The organism is Pedobacter sp. BG31, from assembly GCF_042464845.1.
GTDB classification, from domain to species: domain Bacteria; phylum Bacteroidota; class Bacteroidia; order Sphingobacteriales; family Sphingobacteriaceae; genus Pedobacter; species Pedobacter suwonensis.
This window is the reverse complement of record NZ_JBHNZK010000006.1, coordinates 205,627-224,184: the sequence shown is the minus strand read 5'-3', so window position 1 is coordinate 224,184 and position 18,558 is coordinate 205,627. Positions and strand designations below refer to the sequence as shown.

13 protein-coding genes are annotated in these 18,558 nt (G+C 40.6%); 10 read left to right on the top strand and 3 right to left on the bottom strand.

The genetic code is table 11. From position 1 onward, the window contains the following. Positions 1-32: 32 nt before the first annotated feature. Positions 33-1,661: a sodium/sugar symporter gene (locus ACFE6N_RS10260; protein WP_378936139.1), complete on the bottom strand. Its 1,629-nt coding sequence runs from the start codon at positions 1,659-1,661 to the stop codon at positions 33-35. A 124-nt stretch (positions 1,662-1,785) separates the two neighbouring features. Further along, positions 1,786-2,793: a LacI family DNA-binding transcriptional regulator gene (locus ACFE6N_RS10255; protein WP_378936137.1), complete on the bottom strand. Its 1,008-nt coding sequence runs from the start codon at positions 2,791-2,793 to the stop codon at positions 1,786-1,788. A 479-nt stretch (positions 2,794-3,272) separates the two neighbouring features. On the opposite strand from ACFE6N_RS10255, the gene ACFE6N_RS10250 reads away from it, so the two are divergent. The 8 genes from ACFE6N_RS10250 to ACFE6N_RS10215 all read left to right on the top strand — a co-directional run bounded on the left by ACFE6N_RS10250 (position 3,273) and on the right by ACFE6N_RS10215 (position 17,233). Next, complete coding sequence (locus ACFE6N_RS10250; RefSeq protein ID WP_378936135.1) at positions 3,273-4,154, top strand: inositol oxygenase family protein; 882 nt, start codon at positions 3,273-3,275, stop codon at positions 4,152-4,154. Positions 4,155-4,214: 60 nt separating this feature from the next. Next, positions 4,215-7,259: a SusC/RagA family TonB-linked outer membrane protein gene (locus tag ACFE6N_RS10245; RefSeq protein ID WP_378936133.1), complete on the top strand. Its 3,045-nt coding sequence runs from the start codon at positions 4,215-4,217 to the stop codon at positions 7,257-7,259. Positions 7,260-7,270: 11 nt separating this feature from the next. Beyond that, positions 7,271-8,869, top strand: coding sequence for a RagB/SusD family nutrient uptake outer membrane protein (locus ACFE6N_RS10240; protein ID WP_378936131.1), 1,599 nt, complete (start codon positions 7,271-7,273; stop codon positions 8,867-8,869). Between the two features lie 91 nt (positions 8,870-8,960). Next, positions 8,961-9,944 (top strand): purple acid phosphatase family protein, encoded by a 984-nt coding sequence (locus ACFE6N_RS10235; RefSeq protein ID WP_378936129.1) that lies wholly within the window; start codon positions 8,961-8,963, stop codon positions 9,942-9,944. Positions 9,945-9,951: 7 nt separating this feature from the next. Continuing rightward, entirely contained in the window at positions 9,952-11,178 is a 1,227-nt protein-coding gene (locus ACFE6N_RS10230; protein ID WP_378936127.1) for an acyltransferase family protein, read from the top strand. Between the two features lies 1 nt (position 11,179). Continuing rightward, complete coding sequence (locus ACFE6N_RS10225) at positions 11,180-13,390, top strand: alpha-N-acetylglucosaminidase (protein ID WP_378936125.1); 2,211 nt, start codon at positions 11,180-11,182, stop codon at positions 13,388-13,390. Between the two features lie 16 nt (positions 13,391-13,406). After that, entirely contained in the window at positions 13,407-14,924 is a 1,518-nt protein-coding gene (locus tag ACFE6N_RS10220; RefSeq protein WP_378936123.1) for a glycoside hydrolase family 28 protein, read from the top strand. Continuing rightward, positions 14,921-17,233 carry a GH92 family glycosyl hydrolase gene (locus ACFE6N_RS10215; RefSeq protein ID WP_378936121.1) on the top strand — a complete coding sequence of 771 codons (2,313 nt, stop codon included), beginning with the start codon at positions 14,921-14,923 and terminating at the stop codon, positions 17,231-17,233. Before ACFE6N_RS10220 ends, ACFE6N_RS10215 begins: the two co-directional genes overlap by 4 nt. A 55-nt stretch (positions 17,234-17,288) precedes the next feature. Here the strand turns inward: ACFE6N_RS10215 and ACFE6N_RS10210 are convergent, their stop codons facing one another. Then, positions 17,289-17,510, bottom strand: coding sequence for a hypothetical protein (locus tag ACFE6N_RS10210; RefSeq protein WP_378936119.1), 222 nt, complete (start codon positions 17,508-17,510; stop codon positions 17,289-17,291). 132 nt (positions 17,511-17,642) lie between these two features. On the opposite strand from ACFE6N_RS10210, the gene ACFE6N_RS10205 reads away from it, so the two are divergent. Next, positions 17,643-17,912, top strand: a complete 270-nt coding sequence (locus tag ACFE6N_RS10205) for a hypothetical protein (protein WP_145855435.1) — start codon at positions 17,643-17,645, stop codon at positions 17,910-17,912. Positions 17,913-17,954: 42 nt separating this feature from the next. Beyond that, positions 17,955-18,515, top strand: a complete 561-nt coding sequence (locus ACFE6N_RS10200) for a hypothetical protein (protein WP_378936117.1) — start codon at positions 17,955-17,957, stop codon at positions 18,513-18,515. The last annotated feature ends 43 nt before the right edge of the window (positions 18,516-18,558 follow it).

Sequence of the window (18,558 nt, the reverse complement as noted above, 5' to 3'; positions counted from 1 at the left end):
AAAAAAATATTTTGGGTATTTAATTGTTCCAGTTACCAAAAAACAGTATAAAGTGCTGCCAGTATACCACAGATAATTACGGAGGCAATGGTAAATGCCGGTGTAACCTTAAACATACTGCTATCAATTTCAAGCCCTTTCGGGTTATTTTTACTTTTCGGATCGGCTAAAGTTATGATTACCATTACCGCAATTATAATCAGAAATACCCACGACATTCTGTTTAAGAAAGGAATAGATTCGATAGTGCCACGGGTTAAAGTAGGCAGAAATTTGAAAAAAGTAGATAATGGGATCGTTAATAAAGAAGCGGTAAGCGCTGCGCGGGAAGTGGTTCTTTTCCAGAAAAAGCCGAGTAAAAAAATGGCAAAAACCCCTGGTGAAATGAAACCAACATATTCCTGAATAAACTGATAAACCTGATCGAAACTCCGCAAGGCAGGGGCAATAACAATGGCAATTAACGAAGCAACAACCACCGACCAGCGGCCAACTGAAACCATCCGTGTTTCTGAGGCTTCCGGTTGAATAAACTTTTTGTAGATATCAAGCGTAAAAATAGTGGCAATGCTGTTACATTTACCTGCTAACGAGGCTACAATAGCAGCGGTGAGCGCGGCAAAGGCGAGGCCTTTTATTCCTGCCGGCAATAAATTCATCAGTACGGGATAGGCATGATCGGGCTTAACCGTCCCGGTTGCATCAAGCATTTCGGCCTGAAAATATCCCCGTTGATACAATACATAGGCTGCAATGCCCGGAATTACCACAATTACCGGAATAAGTAATTTTAGAAACGCCGCAAATATAAGTCCGCTGCGCCCGGTTTTTAAATCCGCACCCAAAGCCCTTTGAACAATATACTGGTTACAGCCCCAATAATTTAAGTTATTGATCCACAAACCACCCACCAGTACCGCTATCCCGGGCAATTCGTTGTAAAATTTATCTCCCCTGGCAAATATCATATGAAAATGATCAGACGCTTCGCTGCGCAACAGCGGAAGTGAAGCCAGAACACCCGGTGCATCCAGTTTTTCAGCCACCAGTTTAAGCGCCATATAACAGGTAATCAGTCCGCCTGCCACTAAAACAAAAACCTGTATTACATCGGTATAACCAATTACCTTCATGCCGCCCAGCGTAATAATGGCAGAAAAAATCGCCAGAAAAACGATACATACATTAAACGGAATCCCTGTAATGGTTTCAATGGCAATGGCCCCAAGAAAGAATATCGAAGTTAAGTTTACAAATACATAAACCAATAACCAGAAAACCGCCATCAGCGTACTTACCGTTTTATTATAACGGTTAGATAGAAACTGTGGCATGGTATAAATCTTGTTCTTGATGTAAATGGGTAAGAAGAATATGGCCACGATGATAAGCGTGGCGGCAGCCATCCATTCGTAACTTGCAATGGCCAGCCCCATGGCAAAACCCGAACCCGACATACCGATAAAATGCTCAGCAGAAATATTTGAGGCGATAATAGATGCCCCGATAGCCCACCAGGTGAGCGAACCTTCTGCAAGGAAATAATCTTTGGTATCGGTACGCTTTTTTTTCTTGCTCCGGTACACCCAAAAACCATATGCAGACACCATTATAAAATACATTAAAAAAATAACATAGTCGAATGCAGACAGGTGGTTCATAAGGATATTTTACATTTGGTTTTTTTAAAAATCAGAAAAAATCCCAATGTTGGATGTTTTATTGAATTATTTAATTACGTAAACGTTTTCGCGTTACAGGCTTTAAAGACTTAAAACCACACCGCTAACAGCCCGTAGATTCGCGCTTGATGAGCACCGATTTCAGGATAATATTCTGTTCATCATCCAATTGTTTTTTGTGGAGGATTTTGAAGAGGCATTTCGCTGCTTCACGCCCGATTTCAAAAGCAGGCTGTGAAATGGTGGTAAGTGAAGGGCTTAAAAGCTTTGCTGTACTCAGATTAGAGAAACTGAGTATTTTAATGTCATCCGGAATCTGCAAACCTACTTCTCTGCAGGCGCAATAAGCAGGAATAATAAATTCTTCAATTGATGAAAAGAGTGCATCGGGTTGAAACTTTTCAAGCAATTTCTTTATTTGTTCGAGGTTAAGTGCTTCTCCATCAAGATAGTTGACAACAAGTTCGGCTGAAGGCGATATGCCGTGTGCTTTCAGGGCATCAAGATACCCTGCAAACCTTGCCTTGCCTGCCGGAAGGTTTTCGAGGCCAAATAAATAGGCAATTTTGGTACAGCCACAATCGATCAGATGTTCAGTGGCCTGATAAGCGATTTCGTAATCATCAGTAGTTACTTTAACTGCATCCAGGTCTTCGTAAACCCGATCGAAAAATACCAAAGGAATTTTCTTGACCAGATTGGCATAATATTCACGATTATCTTCACTGCTCGATACTGATGTGAGAATGCCATCTACCCTTCCGTTCAGCAAGCTATTGGTAAATGCTTTTTCAGCCTCTATATTTTCATGGGTTTGATAAATAAGCACATGATAACCATACTGTCTTGCAATTTCTTCGATTCCCATAATCGATAGGGAGAAGAAATTATTGGCCACAAAGGGTATTACTACTGCGATAGTTTTGGTTTTATTGCTGCGGAGGTTACTCGCCGCCGGATTTGGGGTATAATTCAGTTCTCTGGCTAAATCCCATACCCTGTTTTTGGTTTTTAAACTAATTTCATAGCTGTCGTTGAGGGCCTTAGAAACGGTTGCGATAGAAATGTTCAACTCCTGAGCCAACCGCTTAATATTAACTGCTTCCGCCATGTTTTTAATTTGTTTTGTTAGTTTTTAAGGCTTGCATAACCATTATCGATAAAATCGCAACGGGCAGCGCTCACCTTTCTTTACCAGCAGCACCTTAAAAACAATAACCTCATTGATTATACGATACAACCATTGAAGTAGATTTTTAAACGTTTGCTGGTTAAGCAACCTGATATTTTTTTTATGAATAAATACGCCGGCTACAAACGCAAATATAAAATAATCACACGATCAAGTCCATTTTTTCTTTTTTGCTTTTCGCTAAATGCCTCAAAACAGCAGGCTTGCGCTATATGTAAACAAAAATATAACAAACATCTGATTTTTAGATACTTACAAAAGTATCAAACGTTTGAAATAAGATTTTACGTAATCGTTTAAGTAAATAAAGTTGGCCAAACATAAAATTTTCAGCTTGCAAAAACTCAACTTTAACCCAACAACCAACAAAATTTTCTTAAAAATAAATTTCTAACCTTATGAGAAACCAGAGCGCATCTTCAAAGGATAATCAAAATCCGTTGCAAAATCTTGATCAATGGGAAGAGGATATCCTGACCCGCTATCCAGATCCAAAAAATATCAATGCTGACAAAAAAGAAGAGCAGTTTAGAAATTACGAAGAAAAGGATAGTGTAAAAGAATTTTACAGGCTTAACCATACCTATCAAACCTACGATTTTGTAAAACAGAAAAAAGCCGATTACTTAAAGTTTGATAAAAAAGAGATGCCGATCTGGAGTGCCTTCGATTTTTTAAACAAGCTGGTGGATGACTCTGACCCTGATACGGATTTAGACCAGATGCAGCACTTGTTGCAAACATCTGAAGCCATCAGGAACGATGGCCACCCGGACTGGATGGTTTTGGTTGGTTTAATCCACGATATGGGTAAAGTACTTTGTTTATTCGGAGAACCGCAGTGGGCTGTTGTGGGAGATACTTTCCCCGTAGGTTGTGCTTATTCTGATAAAATTGTTTATCCTGAATTTTTTAGTGAGAATCCTGATTACAAAAATGAAATTTACCAGACCAAATTAGGGGTTTATACCCAAAATTGCGGACTGGATAATGTAGACATGTCTTGGGGCCATGATGAATATGTATACCACATGATGAAACCCTACCTGCCTGAACCTGGTTTATACATGCTCCGTTACCATTCTTTTTATTCGCAACACCGGGAGCATGCCTACGAACACCTGATGAATGAAAAAGACCATGAAATGTTCAAGTGGGTTAACCTGTTTAACCCTTACGATTTATATTCTAAAAACCCCAACCAGAAAAGCTGGGCAGAACTGGAACCTTATTACAAAGCATTGGTGGCGAAGTATTTGCCAGCCACTATTAAATTTTAATTCTATCTCCAAACATTGATAACCAAATAAACAATTTATGAATCTAATTTTACAAAAATTATGAGATTTAACTGTACACGCTTAAAGTATAGCGGCCTGTTTATGCTGCTTTTACTCCTCAGCCAGGCGTTCAACACTGCTTATGCGCAAACTGAACGAAAAATTACCGGAAATTTAGTTGACGATGCCAAACTGCCTATTGTAGGGGCCTCTGTAACGGTAAAGGGCACAACAAAAGTTACCTCAACAGGCGCTGGTGGTTCATTTAGCATCACCGCAAAAACAGGCGATAAAATCCTCTTTAGCTTTTTAGGCTATCAAACAAAAGAACTTACTGTAACCAATGCCTCTACCTACCAGGTGGTTATTAGTGAAGCAGCTTCATCACTTACGGATGTAGTGGTTGTAGGTTACGGAAAAAGCTCGAGAAAAGCATTAACCAGTTCCATTTCTACGGTTAAAGGGGATGAGTTGAATCGCGGGGCTATCAGTGATATTGGTCAGATGTTACAGGGTAAAGTACCTGGATTAAACATTACTAAAAATGGAGATCCGACTAAAACTGCAGCCATCATTTTGCGTGGTGCCTCTACCCTGCGTGATGGTGCACAATCGCCACTATTTGTAATTGATGGTGTAGTTGGTGCAGACATTTCGATTCTGGCACCTGATGATATCGCCACGATTGACGTGTTAAAAGATGCTGCTGCTACCGCAATTTATGGTAACAGGGCGGCGAATGGCGTGATTATGGTTACTACCAAAAGAGGTGTAGCGGGTGCAACACAAATTGCCTACAATGGATACTTTGGTGTAGAAAATGTATCAAACCGTTACGACATGATGAATGCCGATCAATTGAAGGCATTTTTAGCGAAAACCAATTCTGCCCTTACACCAGCCAATGATAAAGGTGCCAACACCAACTGGCAAAACGAGGTGCAACGCAGTAATGCTTTATCGAACAACCACAACGTATCTTTAAGTGGCGGCACAGAAAAAACGACTTATAACGCCAGTTTAAACTATTTTAAACAGGAAGGAATTATTAAAAACAGCGATTTAAGTAGGTTTATCGGTCGTATTGGCATTGAACAAAAAGCTTTAAATGATAGATTGAAAATTGGATTGAACATCAGCAACGCCATAACAAATGCTAACCTGGTTCCATACCGCAATACGGTACTGTCGCAAATGCTTACTTATCTGCCAACATCACCGGTAAAAAACCCGGATGGGTCTTATTTTGACAACTTAATTCAAACCAGCTACTACAATCCGGTTTCGATGCTTGAAAACGGTACAGAAAACCTGAAGAATAAAAATATCTTAGGTAATTTAACCGTTAATCTAAAATTACCGTTCGGTTTCTCTTATGATGTTTCAGCGTCCTATCAGAATAGCCAAAACGTTTATGGCGCATTTTATAACAGCATTTATACTTCCAGATATAACAATGTGCGTAATACACCAGAGCCACCAGCAACCCCTAGTTTCGTAACTTTAGTGGGTAAAGACGGTTTGGCGCAAAGAAATGCCTATCAGAACACCAATAAAATTATAGAAACTTATTTAACCTGGAACAAAAAATTTGGCGATCACGATATCAATGCCGTAGTGGGTTACTCTTATCAGCAATCATTAAATAACGATGGTTTTCAAGCCACCTCTACCAATTTCCCGATTAACCAGGTTAGTTATAATAATTTAAGTTTGGGAAACCCATATGCCGTACCGGACTTCAGGGTTGATTTTAATCCAGGTGTAACCTACCAGGAAATTCTGATGATCTCCGATTTTGCAAGGGTAAACTACAACTATAAAAACAAATACCTCGTTCAAGGATCGATCAGGAGAGATGGATCTAATGTATTCGGAATAAATGAAACATGGGGCTATTACCCATCTGTAGGTGCAGCATGGAACATTGATCAGGAAAACTTCTTTAAAAACGTTGGCGTAATCAAAACCCTTAAATTAAGAGGTAGTTATGGTATAGCGGGTAACTCACTTGGCTTTGCCCCGTTAACTACTAAACTTATTTACGGTCAGGTTGGGCAGTTTTATTATAACGGTTCACCAAGAGAAGGGGCTTATGGCGCCATCCAAAATGAAAACCCTGATTTAAGATGGGAAAAAACTGCTACAACCAATATCGGTTTAGATTTCGGACTTTTCAACGGCAGATTATCGGGTTCTGTTGACCTCTACGATAAAAAAACAACCGACTTGATTCTGACATTTGGGGTTGATCCCAACTTATACCCAGCACCTAATTATACGGCGAACGTTGGTAGTTTGAGCAACAAGGGTATCGAGTTTGTTTTAAACGGTACGCCGGTAAGCACCGACAATTTTACATGGACAACCGGGTTCAACCTGGCACATAACCGCAATAAAGTGATCAGCCTGTCAGATGACAGCAGATTTAATATCGAAGACCGCCTTACGGTTTCTCCTGATGGAGCCGGACAGAGTGGTGCAACATTGCAAATACTTAAACCAGGAGAGCCGATTGGTACTTTTTTCACCTTTAAATATGCTGGTAAAGATGCCAATGGCGTATCGCAATATTATGATGCTGCCGGTAATATTAAAACACAGGGATTGCTTAATAAAACCGATTATTATATCCTTGGTAATGCACAACCGAAAGCTTTGTTAGGCTGGACAAACAATGTGAGATACAAGAATTTTGATTTGAGCGTATTTATGAGAGCAGTAGTGGGTGTTAAAATCATGAACGTTACCCGTGCAGATTTATTCCGCCCGAGTACTGCACAGTTTACCAATATACCGGTAGAAGTTGAAAATGAATCAGTAGCTGATTTCAACTCGTATAAATATTCGAGCAGATTCTTGGAGAATGCGAGTTACCTGCGTTTAGATAATGCGACACTTGGCTACACGTTCAAAAAGGGACTTATCCCTGGTATAAGTTCTCTTCGGTTATATACCACAGCAAATAACCTGTTTGTGATTACCGGTTACAAAGGAATAGACCCTGAGATTAATCAGGGTGGTACTGCTCCGGGTGTAGATACCAATAACTTTTATCCTAAAACCAGAACTTTCTTATTTGGTTTAAACGTATCATTTAATTAAAAATTAAGAAGATGAAAAATCTTATCAAATATATTGCAGGAACAGCTTTATCGCTAGGCGTATTAACTTCCTGCCATAAACTGGATTTAAAAGTGGAAACACAGCTAACTCCTGAAACATTTCCTCAAACAGACCAACACTTCATACAGCTAACTGGTCAGGTATATGTACAACTGCGCCAAAACTGGAGTACCGATTACTTCTTTATGCAGTCGTTGAGTACTGATGAAGCCATTATGCCGGCACGTGGTGGAAACTGGTATGATGGAGGGGTATTTGAAAACCACCATAAACACACCTGGAATAAAGACAACGGACATGTAGGTAGCGGTTGGGGATGGCTTTCTGCAACCATCAGTAAAGCCAACCAGAGCTTGTTTTTACTGAAAGATGCACCAGAATCACCGGGAAAAACAGTAGCCGTAGCCGAAGTAAGGGCAACCAGGGCCCTCGCATTTTTTATGATGATGGACTTATGGGGGAATATACCTATTGTAACCACTTTCGGACAAACAACGCCGCCAGAAACCAAATCGCGACCGGAAGTTTTTAACTTTATTGAAGCCGAACTTAAAGAAGTATTGCCGAACTTAAGCAGTGCTACAGGAGCAGCAACCTATGGCCGACCAAATAAATATACGGCCTATGCAATTTTGGCTAAAATGTACTTAAATGCCGAAGTCTATACCGGGACTCAACGTTATAACGATGCAGTAGCGGCATGCGATGCCATTATTGGTGCCTCAGGCTCTCCTTATAGTTTGGAAAGCGATTACAGAAAGATGTTCTTCATTGATAACGGACCACAAATCAAGGAATTTATTTTTGCCATTCCTTTCGATCCGGGTTTCAGTAATGGTACCATGATTTATTCCCGTTACTCTCTACCGCGTTCTTTACAGAAAAAATATAGCTTAAAATTTACGCCAAGTGCACCAATGAGTACTTTGCCAGAGTATTATGCAAACTTCAATGATCCTAATGATAAAAGGAATGCACAATGGATCAAAGGATTGCAGACTTATTATGATGGCTCGCCCGTAACAGTCGCAACTACCAAAAAAGGATACGATCAATTTTATTCAGGCTCTGATGGTTCTGCTGCACTCACCTATCAGGTAGATATTACGCCAAATGTTACCCTGAGAGATGCATCAAGACCTTTTGACGCCGGAAACGATGAAATTGCCTGGAACATGGGCTACAGAAACAATAAATTTTATTGCGATAGTACCTCATCAAGCAGAAATCAAAACAATGACGTGCCGGTTTTCAGATACTCAGATATTTTATTGATGAAAGCAGAAGCGATCCTTCGCGGAGCTACACCTACGCAAGGTCAAACGGCATTATCATTAGTGAATCAGTTAAGAGCAGTGCGTACCACTTCACCAGCATGGACTTCAGTTACTTTAGAAGATTTATATAAAGAACGCTGCAGAGAAATGGCCTGGGAATGCTGGCACCGTAACGATATGATTCGCTTTGGAAAATATGAAGGAACATGGGGCTTTAAAACAGATGCGCAACTTTTCCATCGATTGATGCCTATTCCGGCCTCGGCGCTGATTCTCAATCCAAAATTGAAACAAAACCCGGGCTATAATTAAATCCAGCTTTAGGTAAAATTTCTCCAGACGATCCGTCTGGAGAAATTTTTATTTTAACACTTCATTGTCTTTCTTTGCAACTACTTTCAAAATGATGATCAAACGACTACTTTTTTTTATTCCGCTTCTATCTGTCAGTACGCTTTATGCTCAAATCATTACTAAAAACCCGGCTGAAGCCGTTGCTGCCAGTAAAACCTTAGTTAAAGACCCCGGCGCACTGCAGTTTCTGGCGTTAGGCGATTGGGGACGAAATGGCGCTGACCATCAGAAACCGGTTGCAAAACAAATGGGCATTACCGCCGCTGATGTTAAAGCACAGTTTATCATTTCTACCGGCGATAACTTCTATCCTAGTGGTGTAATCAGTCCGCAAGATCCATCATTTAAATATTCTTATGAAGATATCTATACTGACTTTTCTTTACAATGGGATTGGTATGTGATTTTAGGAAACCATGATTACAAATCCAATCCTGATGCACAGGTAGAATATTCGAAAATAAGCAGAAGATGGAAAATGCCGTCCCGTTATTATTCAAAGAAGTTTCCCATCAACGGAGATGTAAATAATCAGGTGTTGATCGCATTTATTGATACAAATCCGCTCATACCTGAGTTTTATAAAAACGCAGAGTATGGTCCAAACGTTAAAGGGCAAGACACCACAGGCCAAAAAAAATGGTTGGTTAAAACCCTTGCTGATCAAGATCCGTCAATTAAGTGGAAAATTGTTGTAGGTCACCACCCCATGTTTACAGGCGGTAGCCGTACCGATGGTTATGATACCAAAGCGATCAGAAGCACATTAAAACCCATACTTGATCAATACGGTGTAGATGTTTATTTGACCGGCCACGAACACAGTTTACAATATCTTAAGCCAGCAGGTAAAACCCATCATTTCATTTCCGGAGGTGCATCAGAGAAGACAGCTGTTAAACTCATACCGGAAGCACAAATGGTTGCATCAGAATATGGCTTTATGTTATTTTCAGTAAATAAAGACCAGTTACGCGTGCAGGTAATTAACGATGAAGGTGATGTTATTTATAACACTTTAATCAAGAAGTAGCCCTTTCATGACAGCTATTGAAACAAAAAACATTGACGAAAAGGTAGAAAAGCCCAAAAGATTAATTTCCCTGGATGCTTTACGGGGTTTCGACATGTTTTGGATTGTGAGTGGCGAAGGGATATTCCATGGCCTTGCCACTGGGATCATGAACAAGCATGCTTTAAAAAGAAATCCTACAGACTGGACCATTTCTACAAATGACAGCTTATCTTTCTTTGAAAAATTTTTTATTGGAATCAGCAATCAGCTGCACCATTCCCCATGGAACGGTTTTACGTTTTATGATCTGATCTTCCCTTTGTTCATATTTATTTCCGGATTATCCATGCCTTACTCCTATCAAAAATATTTTGCTGAAAGAGAAAAAAACAGGCATTCATCACGAAAAATATATTTTCCGCTAATCAAGAGAACGCTGATACTCATCATTTTGGGTTTTGTTGTAAATGGACTGTTAAGATTTAACGGATATGAAAATACCCGTTTTGCCAGCGTATTGGGTCGGATAGCTTTAGCTACATTTTTTGCAGCGATCATTTATTTAAATTGTTCTATCAGAGGAATGATTGTTTGGTTTGTGGCAATCCTTGCAGGATATTATCTGTTGATGGCATTTGTGCCTGTTCCGCATTTCGGGCCTGGGGTTTTTACGCCGGAAGGAAACCTTTCTGCTTATTTTGACAGGCTATTTCTACCTGGTAAACTTCATCGAACCATTTACGATCCCGAAGGCTTATTAAGCACAATACCCGCCATTTGTTCGGCAATGCTCGGCATTTTTACCGGAGCTTTCATCAAATCCACCAGATTTAACTTTACACCCGACCAGAAAGTTGCTGCTTTAGCTGGCAGCGGATTGCTGAGTATTGGAATTGGTTTGTTATGGAGCTTCCTCTTCCCCATCAATAAAAACATGTGGACCAGCTCGTTCGTTTTATTTGCAGGAGGCTGGAGTATAATACTCTTCGCCTTGTTTTATTACATTATTGATATCTGCTCCTATCACAGATGGAGTACTCCGTTTATATGGTTTGGAACCAACAGTATTCTAATTTATGTTTGTGCACACGGACTTTTCAACTTTGAATCATCGTCTGCTTTCTTATTTGGTGGTTTAATAAACCTCATCCCCGCCCTATGGCACGAAGCCGCTTTATGGACGGGTGTGTTATTGATTCAACTGTTTTTATTAAAGTTCTTTTACGATAAAAAGTGGTTCTTAAAAATTTGATATGAAATTAAAATTATACTTTTCAGTTGTACTTGTTTCCTTGTTTATTAACCGGGCACTTGCGCAGGATTTTTTAAATACTTCAAACCAACTCATAGAACGGGTATTGCCAAAACATGCAAAATCTTTCTCAACAGAAAGTCTTCCTGCTGTTAAAGGGAAAGATGTTTTCGAGATAGAATCCAAAAACAACAAAATCATTCTTCGCGGAAACAATGGTGTAGCTCTGGCTTCGGCTTTTTATCATTATTTAACCGAATATGCACACTGCCAGATTACCTGGAACGGCCCTAACCTCAATGTTCCACAAACCTTGCCTAAGCCTGAAAAAAAAATCAGGAAAGAAACGCCATACGAATATCGGTATTATCTTAATTATTGTACGTTTAATTACAGCATGAGCTGGTGGGACTGGGCGCGTTGGGAAAAAGAGATCGACTGGATGGCATTACATGGTATTAACATGCCCCTTGCCATTACCGGCGAAGAATATACCTGGTACCTTTTGTACAAAGAAATGGGCTTTTCAGACGATGAACTTAAAGGTTTTTTCACCGGACCGGCTTATTTCTCGTGGTTTTGGATGGGTAATATTGACGGCTGGGGTGGCCCGCTCCCGGTAAGCTGGATGAAAAGCCATTTCGAATTGCAAAAGAAGATTTTGAACCGTGAACGAGCACTTGGCATGAAACCTGTACTTCCGGCCTTTACCGGACACGTACCCGCAGCATTTAAAAACAAATTTCCGAATGCTAAACTAAAAGCCACAAACTGGACCAATGGTTTTGCAGATACCTATATACTTGATTCGGAAGATCCGATGTTTGCTAAGATCGGAAAGAAGTTTTTACAAAAGCAAACTGAAATGCTTGGTACAGACCATCTGTATTCTGCAGATACCTTTAATGAAAACGAACCACCCTCTTCGGAACCTGAGTTTTTGAGTAAGTTAAGCGCCAGGATTTATGATGGCATGTCGCAGGCTGATCCTAAAGCCATTTGGGTGATGCAAGGCTGGTTGTTTTACAGCGACAGAAAATTCTGGAAAGAGGCACAAACCGAAGCGCTGTTAAAGGCTGTTCCGAATGACAGGATGATTTTATTGGATTTAGCTACAGAAATTGAACCGGTTTGGAAACGTACAGCAGGTTTTTATGGAAAGCCATGGATTTGGAATATGCTGAACAACTTTGGCGGGAACACCAATTTATTTGGAAGAATGGATGTGGTAGCCACAGCACCCGCACAGGCGCTTAAAGATCCGAAAAGCGGCAAAATGAATGGTATAGGGCTGACTATGGAAGGCATAGAACAAAATCCGGTAATGTACGAGTTGATGATGGAAAACGTTTGGCGTTCTACACCAATCGACCTTGAAACATGGTTACCTAAATACGTTTTTAACCGTTACGGAAAAAGAAATGCAAACGCTTTAAAAGCCTGGAAAATACTTAGAAAAACCGTTTATAGCGTACCTGCAGATCAGTATGTGAGAGATGGTGCGGAGTCTATTATACAAGGGCGACCAACACTGGATTCTATGACTCGCTGGGCCAGAACGACATTAAACTATCACGAACGCGATTTACTGCCTGCCTGGGATGAACTGATTAACGCAGCAGCAGATTGCAGACAAAGTGATGGTTATCAATATGACCTTGTTGATGTGACCAGACAGGTACTGGCCAATTATGCGCTTCCGTTACAGAGAAAAGTGGTGGAAGCTTACCGAAGTAAAAACCTAAAAGCTTTTCAAACAGCGCGTAAAGAGTTTATCACCTTGATCGGAGACATGGACAAGTTGCTGGCTACGCGGAAAGATTTCATGCTTGGTCCCTGGGTAAATGATGCCCGTAAACAGGGAACCAGTGAAGAGGAAAAAGCCTTATATGAAATGAACGCAAAGGATTTAATCACTTTGTGGGGTGATGCCAAAAATCCCCTAAATGAGTATGCATGCAGACAGTGGAGCGGGCTAATGAATGATTTTTATAAACCAAGATGGGAAATGTTTTTCAGCAGACTGGAAGCGTCTATTACAAATAAAACGGAGCTCGACATGACCAAATTTAACGATGAGGTAAGCAAATGGGAATGGAATTGGGTAAATCAAAGAAAAGATTATGCCTTAACTCCAGTAGGAAATCCAGTTAATGTTGCCGTTGAAATGCATCAGAAATACCGCAAAAGCATGGGAATCCTACACCAGTAAACCCAAATCAAATTTCATGAGGTTCCTGATCCTACCCTTTGTTTGTTTATTTCTTAATACGCTGGCTAATGCCCAGCTTAAAACATTTAATATCGTTGATTTTGGAGCAAAATCAGGATTGGGAACACTCAATACCAGGGCGATACAAAAGGCAGTTGATATGGCTGCTAAATCAGGTGGGCGGGTAATGGTTCCACCAGGGCAGTTTGTTACCGGGCCTGTTGAACTAAAATCGGGGGTTGAATTTTACCTTGCAGCCGGTGCCGAATTGCTGGGCAGCACTAACCGGATGGATTATGGCCCTGCGGTTGCTCAGCCGCTTATTTCGGCAAATGGCCAGCACCATATTACCATCAATGGAAAAGGTACCATAAACGGAAGAGGTAGCGAAGTGGTTAAGAGCCTGTTGCAGTTATTGCATGCAGGCACCTTGCATGATGAAACCTGGGTGGCCAAGCGCCCTTCAGAATATAACCGGCCACGTTTGATTGCTTTTAACAATTGCGAAGATATTAAGGTAAAAAATATTAAACTTAAAAACAGTGCTGGCTGGGTACAGGATTTTGCGGGATGTAACAAAGTAACAATTGATAGTATAACCGTAGAAAGCACTGAATACTGGAACAACGATGGAATTGATATTGTAAATAGCAAAAATGTAAATATCAGCCATTGCAATATTGACGCAGCTGACGACGGTATTTGTTTAAAATCAGAAGGCCGCCCCGGAATCTGCGAGAATATTTATGTAAACAACTGTACCATCCGCTCAAGCGCAAGTGCTTTTAAAATCGGAACAGGCTCTTATGGTGGATTCCGTAACATCAAAGTTCGAAATATAACCGTTTTCAATACCTATCGTTCTGCGATAGCCCTGGAAGCTGTGGACGGTGGCTTTATTGACGGAGTAGATATTGAGGGTGTCAATGCAAAGTATACCGGCAATGCCATTTTTATACGCCTCGGTCACCGGAATAAAAGTTCGCAATACAGCACCGTAAAAAACATACGTATCGCAAATCTAAAAGCAGATATACCAAATGCCAAACCTGATGCGGGTTATCCTGTTGAAGGACCATTACCCAAAACGGCTCCGCGTAATTTACTCCCCGCAGCAATTACAGGCATACCCGGGCACACGATCGAAAATGTAATGCTTGAAAATATAGAAATTACTTATGGTGGTGGCGCATCAAAATCAGTTGCGCATATTGCAGTCGATGCACTGGATACCGTAAATGAAAATGAATCGGGCTATCCTGAATTTAGCATGTTTGGCGAATTGCCGGCCTGGGGTGTTTATGTACGCCATGCCAGCGGGATATCGCTTAAAAACATTAAACTAAATTACCAGGAAAGCGATTTTAGGCCTGCTGTTATTTTTGATGATGTACATGGAATAAATTTAGAAGAACTGGATATTAAAAAGGCAGAGAATCCAAGCATCATTGTTTTGAAAAAAACAGATGGGGTATCCATTAAAAATATGAAGCTACCAACTAACCAGAAAGAGGCAATAAAAACGCTGCCATGATTTTTTTATCGCATATAAAAACTGCCAGACAGTTTATAACACGAGGCCAGAACAGGGCTACCAGATTGATAGTTTATACCGGTATTTTATTTTTTTTGGTAACTGTTGGCTGTGAAACTTTTGCACAGCAATCTGTAATTCAATATGTGCAGCCATTTTCAGGCACTTCCGCCAGCACCACACTTGCCAGTCAGCATATAGAAGATAAAACAGAAAGGCTGGCCAATACCATACCCGCAGTAGCACCACCTTTTAGCATGACGCAGTGGACCCCGCAAACCCAGCTTTCTGAAAAAAAATGCCTGGCCCCCTATTACTATAACAATAAAAAATTTTATGGAATCAGGGCCAGTCACTGGATCAGCGGCTCGTGTACGCAAGATTATGGCAGCTTTACCATCATGCCCATCTCCGGAAAACTAAGAACCAGCGCTACAGATTATGCTGCAGATTATACCCATGCTGGTGAGGTTGCTACCCCCTCCTATTATAAAACCAGTTTACCAGGCTATAACCTGCTTGCTGAGGCTACCGCGACCTTGCGTTGTGGCCTGATCAAAGTTACCGCCTTAAAGGCAGATAGTGTTTACTTGTTAATTACCCCAAACAGCGACCAGGCCAAAGGTTATATCAAAATTGACCGCCAGAAAGGTGAAATTTCGGGCTACAATCCTGTGCATCGCATTTACCAGGGATGGGGACAGCCTGCTGGCTTTAGCGGCTATTTTTTTATCCGCATCAGCAAAGTTTTTACAACAAGTGGTGTATTTAGTGGTGCCAGTGTCTCCACAGATCAATCCGTCGAAAACCAGAAAGACCTGGGTGCCTATCTGGGCTTTAAGCTACAAAAAGGAGAAAGCATCAGTATTTATGCCGGTACCTCCTTTACCAGTATAGCGGCAGCAAAACTTAACCTCGAAACCGAAATCAATAGTGCTGGTTTAGCAACGATTGTATCTGCAACCAATCAGGTTTGGGAGCGATCGCTTGGCCAGATTAAGGTTAATGATGCCAGTGAAAAAAATAAGCGTATTTTCTATACTGCACTTTACCATGCACAACAGCACCCCCGATTGTTTAATGATGTTGATGGTGGATATCCCGAATTTGCAGGCAATTACACCAAAAAAACATTAAAACAGGGCAATTACTACGATGATTTTTCGATGTGGGATATTTACCGGGCCCAATTGCCACTTGTAGAACTTTTAAAACCCGATCTGGCTAATGATTTTGCAAACTCATTGGTGCTAAAAGGGCAACAAGGCGGTTGGCTGCCTATTTTTCCCTGCTGGAATAATTATACTGCAGCTATGATTGGCGATCATGCTACCGCTTTTCTGGCTTCAGCATATAACAAGGGGATCAGGAGTTACGATGTAAAAGAAGCCTACAGATTGATGCGCCAAAATGCATTTCAAATGCCCGACTCGGCTCAGTACCTTAACGGTAAAGGTCGCAGGGGGATTAATAGTTACCTTAAATATGGTTATATCCCGATGGAGGATAGTATTCCGGATGCCTTTCATAAAAGAGAACAAGTGAGCAGAACGCTTGAGTATGCATATGATGATTATGCTTTGGCTACTGTAGCGAAAGATCTGGGTAAAGAATCAGATTATAAACAACTGAAGAAAAGGTCTTTAAATTACAAAAACGTATTCGATCAACAGGAAGGAATGGTGAAGGGCAGGTTTGCCGATGGCAACTGGTACACACCTTTTTACCCCGATCACCGCGAACCCTATATTACAGAAGGAACTCCAAGGCAATACACCTTTTACGTTCCGCACGACATACCCGGACTGATTAAGCTGATGGGCGGAGAAAAAAAACTGGAAAACAAACTCGATTCGCTGTTTGCTAAAAAGGAGTATTGGCATGGCAACGAACCTGGCCATCAGATTCCTTTTTTGTATAATTACACCCATTCTCCATGGAAAACCCAGCTGCAGGTATCGCGCATTTTAGCAGAAGAATACAGTGAAGGTTCCGGCGGTTTAAGTGGTAATGATGATGCCGGACAAATGTCTGCATGGTATGTATTTGCTGCGCTGGGTTTTTATCCGGTAGATCCCGTTTCAGGAAATTACCAACTTACCAGTCCTTTATTTAAACAAGCGGTAATCTCTTTAACCAATGGTAAAAAATTAACCATAACCACTATTAGAAAAGGTAAAAAATCTATTTACAGTGCTAAAATCACTTTAAACGGGAAAAGTTTAACCAAAAACCAAATTACACATCAATCTTTCGTTCATGGCGGAGAATTGATCTTTTACCTTCAAGATGAACCCATTAAGCGCTAGATCATCAAAATTCATCTTAATGGAGCTTAGTTATCTGTTCCAAACAACATCTATATTAAACTTTAAATAATACCAGGGTCATTAGCAGGGCGCTAAGTATAAGGATAAAAATTATCATGGATACAGGAAAGTTATTTTTTTCCGGTTCTTCGCCGGTTTTATCTGATGCATCTGATTTTTTCTTTCCAAGATTCATTGTTAGTGCCATATTAACTACATTCGACTGTACAGATGCCGAAAAGATTAATGCGGCAGAAAATTTATCTTTTCTGATCATTACTCCTGCCAACATTTAACAAACAAAAAACAACCTGATAACCTTAAGGCAACATTACTTACTTAATTTACCTATACGCTTGTTTACCATCAAAAACCGGTAAACATTAATGTTTTAGTAAAATACCAGGTTATGAAACAGCAGGTTCGAAATATCCCAGGTAAACTGGTTGATTTTGATTATAACAGATACAGGTTACCCACCTTTGTAACGCAGTTTAGGCCCTCCGTATATCAAGATGGTGATTGTTTTTATGCCGTATTATCTTTTGAAGGAGAACACGATGTTTCTGGTCTCGGCACCTCGCCGGAGGATGCGCTGATCGATTGGAACGATAAAGTATGTGAAATGCTTGCCTTACCAGGTCCTTTACGTACATCGTTAAGCATCGGGAAAAAATAATCCGTTTTAAGCGGCAAATTTATCTTAACCTAACTTTATCTGATGGACCAAAATATATCTACTGACCTGGTATTTCATCAATACCAGTATGATCAGCTGAATTTTCTCAGCAACTGCCATTTTGAAATTAAAAGGCCCTGCGATTGTACGATGCTCCAGCTCCATCACTTCTATTTACTGCTAAAAATGGGAAATAAGGTTTCGACCATTGATTTACCTGCAAAAATCTTTAACGCGGCGTTTCTCGCATTTTGCTATCATGGCAAAAAATTGGCTGGCATTTCGGCCATTAAACGGCCTGGCCTGTCTTATCTTCAGGAGGTACATAAAAAAGCAGGGATTACTACAGCAACAGAAAAACCCTTTTTAGAAATGGGTTATTCATTCACCATGGAAGCAGTCCGCAATAAAGGAATCAGCGGTACATTAAAACGGATGCTACTCCACAAACTCAGTAATCACCAGGGCATTATTTTTTCCACCACGGCAACGCCTAGCAGTCAGCGATTTCTTTTAGCCAATGGTTTTCAGACAAAAGGGAATTCTTATCAAGGTAACTTTGATAACCATATCATCTATTTTGAACGTACCTTGTCATGTTAATTTAAGGTCCATATGGCCAGGCAAGGGCTTCGGACGTAATGAA